7 protein-coding genes are annotated in these 10,900 nt (G+C 61.1%); 3 read left to right on the top strand and 4 right to left on the bottom strand.

Features of this window, described 5'->3' with window-relative positions:
• Nucleotides 1-233: 233 nt before the first annotated feature.
• Entirely contained in the window at nucleotides 234-2,531 is a 2,298-nt protein-coding gene (locus tag D0T21_RS27515; protein ID WP_116993172.1) for an EAL domain-containing protein, read from the bottom strand.
• A 393-nt stretch (nucleotides 2,532-2,924) separates the two neighbouring features.
• Here D0T21_RS27515 and D0T21_RS32780 point away from each other — a divergent pair, with 393 nt between their 5' ends.
• A complete protein-coding gene (locus tag D0T21_RS32780) occupies nucleotides 2,925-4,520 on the top strand; it encodes a methyl-accepting chemotaxis protein (RefSeq protein WP_116993171.1) in 1,596 nt (531 codons plus the stop codon).
• A 119-nt stretch (nucleotides 4,521-4,639) separates the two neighbouring features.
• On the top strand, nucleotides 4,640-6,244 hold the full coding sequence (locus D0T21_RS32775) for a methyl-accepting chemotaxis protein (protein WP_116993170.1): 1,605 nt from the start codon (nucleotides 4,640-4,642) through the stop codon (nucleotides 6,242-6,244).
• Between the two features lie 38 nt (nucleotides 6,245-6,282).
• On the opposite strand, the gene D0T21_RS27500 is transcribed toward D0T21_RS32775, so the two are convergent.
• The 3 genes from D0T21_RS27500 to D0T21_RS27490 form a co-directional block, all read right to left on the bottom strand.
• Entirely contained in the window at nucleotides 6,283-6,897 is a 615-nt protein-coding gene (locus tag D0T21_RS27500) for a PEP-CTERM sorting domain-containing protein (RefSeq protein WP_229211659.1), read from the bottom strand.
• 218 nt (nucleotides 6,898-7,115) lie between these two features.
• A complete protein-coding gene (locus D0T21_RS27495; RefSeq protein ID WP_229211658.1) occupies nucleotides 7,116-9,221 on the bottom strand; it encodes a LamG-like jellyroll fold domain-containing protein in 2,106 nt (701 codons plus the stop codon).
• Nucleotides 9,222-9,612: 391 nt separating this feature from the next.
• Nucleotides 9,613-9,840 carry a hypothetical protein gene (locus D0T21_RS27490; protein WP_116993168.1) on the bottom strand — a complete coding sequence of 76 codons (228 nt, stop codon included), beginning with the start codon at nucleotides 9,838-9,840 and terminating at the stop codon, nucleotides 9,613-9,615.
• Between the two features lie 583 nt (nucleotides 9,841-10,423).
• On the opposite strand from D0T21_RS27490, the gene D0T21_RS27485 reads away from it, so the two are divergent.
• Nucleotides 10,424-10,819 carry a hypothetical protein gene (locus D0T21_RS27485; protein ID WP_116994568.1) on the top strand — a complete coding sequence of 132 codons (396 nt, stop codon included), beginning with the start codon at nucleotides 10,424-10,426 and terminating at the stop codon, nucleotides 10,817-10,819.
• The last annotated feature ends 81 nt before the right edge of the window (nucleotides 10,820-10,900 follow it).

Here is a 10,900-nt window from a genome sequence, read left to right as displayed (position 1 = left end):
TCGGCTTGAGCGGCGGCTCGGCAAGCGAAGGGAAACAGCGCCGGCGACGCGGCACCATCCCGACAGACACGCCGACGTGTTGGCATGAGGAAGTATGCACGGGCGTCCATCGGTTTCCTATCAGACATTCTCGATACGCCTGTCAGTCAAACCGAAGGGACGAGTAGGGAAATCCCTATGGCCGCGTCCACGATCGGTGTTGATGCCACCAGGCTAGCGCTGCGCCGGCGTTACTACTTCATCCCGACAACAGGCAAGTGGGGGCCGGAAAAGGCCTCGCTGGACGCGGCTTCGGGCCGGGATAAATAGGCGTCCATCGCGGACGCGGTCAGTGGACGGCTGAAGAAATAACCCTGCACTTCGTCACAATGCTGGGTCCGCAGGAAGTCCAGCTGGCCGGCCGTCTCCACGCCTTCCGCGATCACCTTCAGGCCCAGCGTGTGCGCCATGGCGATAATGGCGCGCACGATGGCGCCGTCGTTGCGGTCCTCTGGCAGGCCGCGGACGAAGGAGCGGTCTATCTTCAGATAATCCAGCGGGAAACTCTTCAGATAACTCAACGAAGAATAGCCGGTGCCGAAATCATCGATCGCCAAGCGCACGCCGATCGATTTGAGGGCGGCCAGCGTGCGCAAGGTGCGCTTGGCGTCGTGCATCAGCATGCTCTCGGTGAGCTCCAGCTCCAGCAGGTGGGGCGGCAGACCGCTGGCCTCCAGCGCGGCCTCGACGATGCGCACCAGGTCGGCGTCGCGGAACTGGCGCGCCGACAGATTGACGGCGATCGGCATCGGATTGCGGTGCCGCTGCCGCCACTCCTGCGCCTGCCGGCATGCGTGGTGCAGCACCCATTCGCCGATCTGGAGGATCAGGCCATTCTGTTCGGCCAGCGGGATGAATTCCGACGGCGCGACCTGCCCCAGCAGCTTGCTATTCCAGCGCAACAGCGCCTCCATGCCGACCGCCCCGCCTTCGAGCAGGCTGGCCCGGGGCTGGTAGTGCAGCGACAGCTCCGCGTTGCGGATAGCGTAACGCAAGGCGTTGCCGATTTCGACCCGCCGGCGGGTGCTGCTGCTCATCTCCGCCGTAAAATGCTGGTAGCGGTTGCCCCCCTCGGCCTTGGCGCGGTACATCGCGGTATCGACATTGCACAACAGCGTATCGGCATCGCGGCCGTCCTGGGGGGCCTGGGCTATGCCGATGCTGCAACTAACCGCCAGTTCATAGTCGTCGATATCGATCGGCTTGGCCAGCAGGCGCAGCAGGCGGCGCGCCAGCAGCGCCAGGCTGTCGCCGCTGCATTCGACCAGGATGGCGAACTCGTCGCCGCCTATGCGCGCGACCAGATCGATGCCGCCCACCGCCTGTTCCAGCAGCACGGCGCAGCTGGTCAGCAAGCGGTCGCCGAGGGGACGGCCGAGGCCATCGTTGACCTCGCGAAAATGGTCGAGACCGATCAACAGCACACCCACACTGGTGTTGCACGCGTCGGCGCGCGCCAACGCCTGGGTGAGGCTGTCGCGGAAGTTGAGCCGGTTCGGCAAGCCGGTCAGGGGGTCGCGTCTGGCCAGGAAGGTCAGCTGGGACTGGTAGTCATGCAAACGGGTGACATCGCGGCCGATACCGACCAGACGGCTGGGGGCGCGGCTGGGGACGCAAGAACGCACCATCGTCAGTTGCAATATGCAACGGCCGGCCGCCAACTCCAGCACCAGCTCCTCGTCCACCGTTTCGCCCTGCGCGCTGCAGCGCTGGCATGCGGCCTGCAGGCGTTCTCCGGCGGCCAGGCCGAACAGCTGGGACGCCGGCTGGCCGATGATGGCCGCCGACGGCAAGCCGACCATCCGGGCAAAGGCCGGGTTGATCTGCACGTAGCGGAATTGACCGTCTTCGCTGCCCTCGATCAAGTACAGGGCGTCCGACACATGATCGAAGATTTCCTGGTAGCCCACGGCGCTGGCATGCAACGCCAGCTCGGCCGCATACCGCTCGGCCAGCTCGATTTGCAGGCGGTGGTTGCTTTCCCGCAGTTCGGTGGTGCGCACCTCGACTTCATTCAGCAAATTCTGGCGCACCTGCAACAGCTGCCGCGTCTGCTGCTGAAGCTGCGAGCGCGTGCGGCGCAACTGCAGATGCGCGGATACCCGGGCCGCCACTTCGTCCACCTGCAACGGCTTGGTCACATAGTCGACCGCGCCCAGGGAGAAGGCCGACAGCTTGGTCTCGATTTGCTTAAGGGCGGTCATGAAGATCACCGGTATGTCCGCCATGCTGCCGCCCGCCTTCAATTGCCGGCACACTTCAAAGCCGTCCACGTCCGGCATCATGGCATCCAGCAAAATCAGGTCCGGCTGGGCAAAGCCGATGCGGCGCAGCGCCTCGACGCCGCCCTGGGCGACGATCACGCGATAGTCGAGCGATTCCAGGTGGTCGACAACGAAGCCGAGGTTGTTCGGCTGGTCGTCCACGATCAGGATCGTTTGCCCCAGGCGCTCCACTGCATCCTCCGCCTCGGGAATGACGGCATTACTCATCACATCGCTCTCATTCAGTTGTCCAGACGGCCGCCGACGGCGTTAGACGCCAGCATGCCTTGAAGGCCAGGCATTTACTATCGGGCATTCTTGAACCTGATGTAGGGCAGTCGCGATCCCCCATCAGGAAATCCTTACTGTTCCCGCATGTCGGCGGGCGAGGTGCGCTATGAAGAGCGCGGCCGCCGCTCATGCCACCCGGGGACAGCAAACCACCCGCAATAAATTGTTACGACATGTGGCCACCTCGTCCAAATACAGCAGCTTTCGGGAGGCATCAATTTCCGCTATCCGTATCGGCGCCAGTTTGGCTAACCTAGACAGTTACCGCGGGTAACAAATCCAGATGTAACTTGCGGGATATGGCCCCAAACTTATCGGAGTTTTTGCCACATGAAGATCGCCAATTGGAAAATCGGGGCCCGGCTCGGCGCAAGCCATGCGTTGCTGCTATTGCTGCTGGCCGGGGTGGCCCTGTGCGGCGTACAGGGATTGGTGCGCGCCAACGGCGCCTTGCATCACATCGCCGATGTCAATACGCAAAAAGTACTGTTGCTCGAAAGAATGGCAACGCAGACCCATATCGTCGCGCGCGTGATACGCACCATCGCCTTGCTGGACGATTCGAAGGTGGCGGCGGTGGAACACAAAAAGATCGACGCGGCGCGTGGCACCTACGACGAGGCCAATGCGGCGTTGGAACGGATGCCGCTGGACGAGGCCGGGCGGCGCATGCTGGCGGACATCAAACAACAGCAGACGGCCACCCGGCCGCTGAACGAGCAATTCCTCTCGATGAGCCACGCCAACCGGCAGGAAGCGGTCTTTTTTTTGCTGCAACAAGCGGGACCTACCAATAACGCCTGGCAAAAGGCCATCGATGACTTCATCCAGCTGCAGGAAGCGAAAAGCCGGCAGGACGAGCAGGATGCCGAGGAGGCTTATCAGGGTGCGTTGCGCCTGATGCTGATCGTCGCGGTCGTGGCGCTGGCGCTCGGCGCCGCCATCGCCTGGTGCATCACCCGCTCGATCACCGCCCCGATGGCGCAGGCGGTCAAACTTGCCCGGCCGGTCGCCGCGGGCGATTTAAGCAGCGACATCAACGTGACCTCAAGCGACGAGTCCGGGCAACTGCTGCTGGCGCTACGGGAAATGAACACCAGCTTGAGCCATATCGTCACCCGTGTGCGCGGCGGTGCCGACGCGATCGCCGGCGCGTCGCGCGAGATCGCCAACGGTAACCTTGACCTGTCCCGCCGCACTGAGCAGCAGGCCAGCGCGCTGGAGGAAACCGCATCGTCGATGGAAGAACTGACCAGCGCCGTGCAGCAAAGCGCCAAGCATGCACACCAGGCCCATCTGCTGGCGATGACGGCCACCGAGACCGCCGCCATGGGCGCCTCCGCCGTGGCCCTGGTGGTCGATACCATGGGCGCCATCAATGCATCATCCCACAAGATCGTCGAGATCATCGGCGTCATCGACAATTTCGCGTTCCAGACCAATATCCTGGCCTTGAACGCGGCGGTGGAAGCGGCGCGCGCAGGCGAACAGGGGCGTGGCTTCGCGGTTGTCGCGGCCGAGGTGTGCGGCCTGGTGCATCGCTCGGCGGACGCCGCCAGGGAGATCAAGGCGCTGATCGGCAATTCGGTGGCGCAGGTAGACAAGGGGACCCAGCTGGTCGACCACGCCGGCGCAACGATGAACGAGGTGGCCAAGAGCATCAACGACGTCAACGGCATCATCGGCGACATTACAACCGCCAGCACCGAACAAAGCCTCGGCATCCAGCAGATCAACCAGGCCATCTGCGAAATGGACCATGTCACGCAACAGAATGCCGCGCTGGTTGAAGAGGCGGCCGCCGCCGCCGCGGCCATGCTGGAGCAAGCCGACGGTCTGACCTCCATGGTGGCGGCGTTCAAGACCGCCGCCCCGCACGCCACCGAGCTTCGCCATCGTTCCCGCCGCCCCGCGCTGGCACCATAAGGATTCCCTTACCAAGTTATCAGGATGGCCCGATATTTTGCATTCGGGTATTGTTCTAACATGACCTTTGGCCACGACATCTTGTCGGCTTCAATTAGCCTCTAAAAAGAGGGGGGGACATGTTTTCCAACACTTCCATTCGACTGCGTCTGATCGCGACCATGTCGTTGCTCGGGCTGCTGATCATCGTCACCGGTATCAGTGGCCTATACGGGATGAGCACGGTAAACGCCAGTTTGAATGACCTCAGCAGCAATACCATGCCGTCGGCAATAGCAATCGCGAATTCGCAATTGGCGATGAGCCGTGCCAGGCTGGTACTGGACCGCGTGACCTTGCATCCAGAAGCCCCCGGTGCCGAAAAGACGCTGGCGCGCGCCGAAGCCTTCATGGCGGAATCAGACCAGGCCTGGGCCTTGTATCTGTCGCTGCCGCAGGATGAAGGGGAAAAGCCGCTGGCCAGCGAGATGGACCTCCAGCGCAAGCGGTTTATGGAGCAGGCGATGCAACCCCTGGTGAAATCGCTGAAGGCCAAGGATGTCGCGGGGGCGGATACGATCACCATGAAGCTGATGCAACCTCTGTTCACCGGCCTGTCCGACAGCGCCACCGCGCTTACAGGGTTCCAGGATCGCGCCAATCGCCTGCACGATGAGGAAAGCCAGGCCACCTACCGACGGTTGTGGTGGCTCACGGCGGGTGCCATTGCCCTGGGTGTCGCGATGATATTGTTCGCCTCGGTTTCACTGACGCGCTCCATATTGGACCCGATCAAGCAGATTTCCGTTCATTTCACCCACATCGCGGAAGGGAATTTATCCCAGCCCATCACCAGCAACGGCCATGACGAGATGGCGGTCCTGATGCGCGGCCTGGCGACGATGCAGGCCCGGCTGGCCACGACCGTGGGTGGCGTGCGCGACGGTACGGCTGCCATCACGACCGCCACCGGCGAGATCGCCGCCGGCAATCTGGATTTGTCCCGCCGAACCGAGCAGCAGGCCGCCAGCCTGGAGAAAACCGCCGCGTCGTTGGAACAACTCGCTTCCACGGTCAAGCAGAATGCGGAACATGCGCGCCAATCGAACCAGCTGGCCTGCGTCGCCTCGGACGTGGCGATCAAGGGCGGCAATATCGTATCGGGGGTGGTGAACACCATGGACGCGATCCGGGCATCGTCGACCCGCATCGGCGACATCATCGGCGTCATCGACGGCATCGCGTTCCAGACCAACATCCTGGCCCTGAATGCCGCAGTGGAAGCGGCGCGCGCCGGCGAACAAGGACGTGGCTTCGCCGTGGTCGCATCCGAGGTGCGTCATCTGGCGCAGCGCAGCGCCGACGCAGCCAAGGACATCAGGACATTGATCACGAACTCGGTGGCGCAGGTGGACAGTGGCGGCAAGCTGGTCAGTGAGGCCGGGGCGACGATGGATGAAATCGTCGCCAGCACGCGGCGGGTGGCGGACATCATGGGTGAGATCAGCGTGGCCGGACACGAGCAGGAAGTCGGCATCGACCAGATCAACCAGGCAGTGGCCGAACTGGACGCCGCCACGCAGCAAAATGCGGCGCTGGTGGAACAGGCGGCGGCCGCTTCCGCATCGCTGAGAGAGCAGGCTGACAAGTTGACCGAGATGGTCGGCTCGTTCAGACTGGCGCCGCAAACTGGCGCCGGCCTGCCATCGCCTCGCCTGGCGCTGGCAGGTACGGCGACGAATTAGAAGAAAGCGAAGAAGCGGTTCGGGTCTTGCAGCCTGGACTATGGCTGCCGGATACTCCGGCGGCCGCGGGCCAACCAGCCCAAGCCGGCCAAGCCAACCAGCAGCATGATGTACGCATCCGGTTCCGGCACGGCCGTCATGGTGGTGATGGTCACTTGGTCCAGGAACGCGCCACGATTGTCGCCGCCGCGATTATGGAAGCTGAAACCAAAGAAGCCGGAACTCGATGGCGTAAAGGTCAGCGTCTTGGTCGACAAAGGAGCCGACTGGCCGATCACGTAAGTCTGATGGGTGGTGCCAAAGCTGACGTCAACGGTGTCCGAGCCCCAATTGCGTTGATTTCCCGCGATATTGAAGCTCATCGTATAGACCGACCCGGCGTGCAAGCTGATGCTGTTGCTGAACACGCCGGCGCGGAGGCTCGTCCCGTCCAGGTCGATATAGTGGCCATGGCCGGGCAGTTCGTTGTGCACGAAGCCCTGGCCGTCAACGTCGACAGTACCGTTGGTGACGCTCCACCCCTTGACGAAATGGGTGGCGTTATTGCCGGTCGCATCGGCGTCGAAATTGTCCGAGAACACGGTAACAGCGGCATGGGAGGAAATACTCGCCGTCAGCATGGCGGCGGCTATGCAGAACTTTCGGATAGACATGGGGACCTTTTTTAGGAAAAGCACGGTCGAGCGAAAGGCGCGCCGTGCAGATCATATTAATAAATGGAAATTAAAATTTCATTTTGATAATACCAAGGCGGCCATCGGAAGAATATCGGTCAATGCTGATCCTGCTGTAAGGCTTTCCTTACCTCGCATGGTTGATGAGCTGTCGTGATGCCGTTTTGATGACCAGCACCACGACAGTCTGGTGCCGTCTACGGGAGCAAGGCTCCGCTGGAGAACAGGGCGCTCATCTGTTGCGCGCTCAAAGCCCCGTGGTAAATGCGGAAGTCATCCACCTTGCCGTTGAAATACGGGTCAGCCGAATATTGCGAACGGCCGATCCAGTTCTGGCCGGTGCTGCCCAGCCGGAACGGCGACGCGGTCATCGCCGTGTTGGTGCTGACCGCGCTGCCGTTGACGTACAGGGTGCCGGTGGTGCCGGACAGTGTCACCGCCAGATGCACCCATTGGCCGGTGGGCAGCGGGTCCGTCCACAAACTCTGACTGCCGTAGCCGCCACCGGTGGTGATGGTGAAGCTCATGCCACCGCGATAAGCCCGCGGCGTCAGGAACATGTAGTGGTTGGTTCCCGAGCCAAAATCGAAGACGCGGGCCCAGTCGCGCGCCGCATCCCAGTACACCCAGGCCGCGATGGTGAAATCGGCGAGGTCGGCGACGAGGTCGGCCGGCAGTGCCAGGTAGTCGTCCACGCCGTCCAGCGCCACGGCATTGCCTGTTTTCCCGGCGGTCCAGGTGGGTCCGTTGATCAGGACGGCGTTGTTGCCGTTGCCGGTCGCGTCCGACGCCGTTGTGCCGCTGGCCTCGTCGAACGGCAGGCGGGTGCGCAGCACCGGCGCGGTGCTTACTTTGGCTTCGTTGGATGGGGCGGTTTCGCCAGCGGCCATGATCGCCGTCACCACGTAGTAATACGTTCCCGGCGACATGCCGCTGTCGGTGTACGTCAGCAAGTCCACGATGCCGCCGGCGATCGTGGTGTAGGGACCACCTGCGGTGGCGGCGCGCTTGACGTTGTAGCCGGTCGCATAGGCGCTTCCCCACCAGGACAACTGGACCTGGCCGTCGACCAGACGGGCGCTCAGCCCGCTCGGATCGGCGCCATGGGCGATCGGATCTCGGCTAAAGGTCAACGTGCCGAGGCCCAACTGGTCGCCGTTGCCGCCGTCGCCCTCGACGCCAACCTTGGCCGCCATCAGCGTGGTGTAAGGCGCGGCCAGGCCCAGGCGGTTCACATAGTGATTGTGGATCATTTCCCAGACCGGGCGGAAGAAAGGCAGGCCGGCGCCCGAAATGCCGAATCCCGTGCCGTGGTTATTGGTGTAGGGGTCGAACGGCATGGCCGTGTAGTAAAGGTTGCCGCCGGCATCGGCCAGGTTGGACTTGGCGACATATTCGGCGCCGGCCAGGAAGCGGCGGTTGTCGTAACCATAGAAATCGTCGCCCTGGTTCCATGCCATCTCGCAGAACGAGGCCGCCAGCCCGACGCCGAGCGTGCAGTGACCTTGATCGCGCGAACTCTCTTGCCATTGGCCGAGATAACCGGGATGGATGAAGCGTACCGCCTGACTGGCGGCGCCGTTGCCCGGTCCGCTCTTGTAGTAACTGACCGCCTCGTTGTACAGGTCCTCACGATCACACAACACGCCGATGGCCAAAATGGAAGCCAGGTTGCATTGATCCCAGTTCGCCCAGTAGTTGGTGATGTCGGCGTCGTTATGCTGGATCAGGAACTGATGGTTCAGCGGATAGAACACGCTCAGCATCATGCTCTGGAACTGCGCCAGATCGGCTGCCGCCCAGCCAGTGTAGGTGCGCATGATTTCAGCGGCGTTAGCGAACTGGTAGCCATAAATGCCGGCGGCCAAAAAGCGGTCGGCGTTACCGGTGAGGTTTTTCAGGATGTAGCCCCAAGCATTCAGGAAATATACCGCCCGATCGGCGTAGGCAATGTCGCCCGTCACCTTCCATCGCACCGCCAGCTGATAGGTCCGAGCAATGTCGATATAGAGCTGGGCGTCATTGCTACCGCTGCCGCCGCGCACGACGGTTTCTAGCGCGCGCGGCCAATTACCGAGATGAGAGCGCCCTGTGTTCAGCAAGGCGTTCCAGCCGGCAAGCCAGGGCTGCTCACCGGCAGCCACCTTGGTGCGCATGCGGGCGAAGTCGGCTTCGGTGTGCAGCAGGCCGGGGTGCGTGAAGGTTCGCGCGACGACGGCGCCACCAGCGCGCAACCGCACTGCGCCGGCCGGCGCATCGGCGTGGCCGGTCTCGTTGGCTCCACCACAGCCAGCGAGTGCCAACGGCCCCAGTGCCGCCAAGCCGAGAGAGCCTACGCAAAAGACCCGGCGTTCCGGCGAAATGAGTTGTTTGGTTTTGGACATAGTCACCTTTGCGGTTATCAGTGTATGGATGGGGAAATCAATGGTGGGCACAATAGACGTCAGATTCAGCAACATGCCATCTAAGGACGGATGGAAAAGTTTCCATATGAAAACATTTTCCTGAGGAGCTTACCCACGCTCTGCAAGTCCTTTGCTTGCAAAAACGAAGTTCGCGGCCCATCAGCGAAGTTTTGTGATCGCCGCCGCCGCTCAAGGCGACTGATCGCACTAGTCCACACCGTCTTTCATTCCAGAACACGAGGGGCTATGTGGACGAAGTCGAGGCCAGCGTCAAACATATTAAATACGATCACACTATCGTCCACCTCACGGCCGAGAGCATCACAGCTTCCGACAAGTTCACCGCCGCAAGCGGCAAGGAGTTCATGCGAGTGAGCACCTCGATGAAGAAGGAAAACGCCAAGCGCGCCGTCGGCACCCAGTTCGTGAAGAGCAGACCTCCAGCCAGGAGGAAACTGACGAATAACAGGCTGAACTTACGATACTGTACGGGTTTGACGATGATCTGGCCGATCAAATTACACCGACAAGTAATTCGCGGCCTCCTTACGCAATTCATATGGAAGGCAAGGTGCTACGCTCGATTGTTGACAGGCGCCAAGCTGCTTCTAAACTGGAAAGCTGGTCTTATTGCCCTACATGGTGTCGAGGCAATCCCTACATGAGAATCCGCTCTTGCCGATAGCAGAAGTATGAACATTGATGCAATGTCGCCTGTATTGGTAACTTGAACATGCCGCGATTTGCTGAGGCGCCGAAACAGGGGAACCATCGTAATGAGAATCGGCCAGATATGGAGGGCCAGCGATGTGCCCGATGGACGTTTTGTGCTGATCTGCGGCATCAATGACAAAGCAGGTAAAGAGGTGGTACATGAATATGTACCGACACGACGCGATAAGATAACTGTGATGGCTTGCACCATTACTGGCGAGCCGGTAGAGCGAAAATTTGTCTGCGTCAATCCATCCTGTTTCGACGGGGTACTGTATGCACTGGTGAGATAGCTTGCCGTAGCCAATTAGAAACGGGAAACTAAATGCTGGACGTGGTGAGAAAAAAGAGATTGAGGGGTTAACAAAGAAGGATAGGGGGAAGGGATGAGTAACTCGGCACATTTGCAGCACTACGTGATGGAATACCAAACGGTGCTACGGGCAATGACGCTGGCGGCAGAGGTGATCAAGGTCAGCGAGCAGCAAGGCCATGCACCGAGTCTTCAAATCCTCGAAATGAGTGCGGACGTGATGGTATTGTTCACCGGCATAACCGAACGCCTGCAGGCGCAGATTCGCAGAAGGGAACTTGAGATCGATCTAGTTCTGGTTACGTTGATACGCGAAAATTGCGACTGCTTAGTCGACATCATCAGCTGTCTAGCCCGCGGTGCTCCAAGCGAGCATCTGCTGGCGGTAGAGGGTAGGGCTATGCGCCAGCATGCAGCGCAGATGTTCCAACGCTACTGTGTGCTTACACTAGCCGGAAACCGGGTATGAAGTCGCGTACTGTTGCTCAAAATAGTAGATGGCCCAGCTCACACAGAGATTAACGTAGGCCGGAGCGCATGTCGATAGTGC

Origin of the sequence: Duganella sp. BJB476 (genome assembly GCF_003416895.1) — a bacterium.
Classification (GTDB): domain Bacteria; phylum Pseudomonadota; class Gammaproteobacteria; order Burkholderiales; family Burkholderiaceae_D; genus Rugamonas.
The sequence above is the reverse complement of the archived record's forward strand: the minus strand, read 5'-3'. Positions and strand labels throughout refer to the sequence as shown.

Excerpts from the sequence above, each read along its gene's own strand:
- D0T21_RS27515 (WP_116993172.1), bottom strand. The coding sequence starts at position 2,531 with ATGAGTAATGCCGTCATTCCCGAGGCGGAGGATGCAGTGGAGCGCCTG.
- D0T21_RS32780 (WP_116993171.1), top strand. The coding sequence starts at position 2,925 with ATGAAGATCGCCAATTGGAAAATCGGGGCCCGGCTCGGCGCAAGCCAT.
- D0T21_RS32775 (WP_116993170.1), top strand. The coding sequence starts at position 4,640 with ATGTTTTCCAACACTTCCATTCGACTGCGTCTGATCGCGACCATGTCG.
- D0T21_RS27500 (WP_229211659.1), bottom strand. The coding sequence starts at position 6,897 with ATGTCTATCCGAAAGTTCTGCATAGCCGCCGCCATGCTGACGGCGAGT.
- D0T21_RS27485 (WP_116994568.1), top strand. The coding sequence starts at position 10,424 with ATGAGTAACTCGGCACATTTGCAGCACTACGTGATGGAATACCAAACG.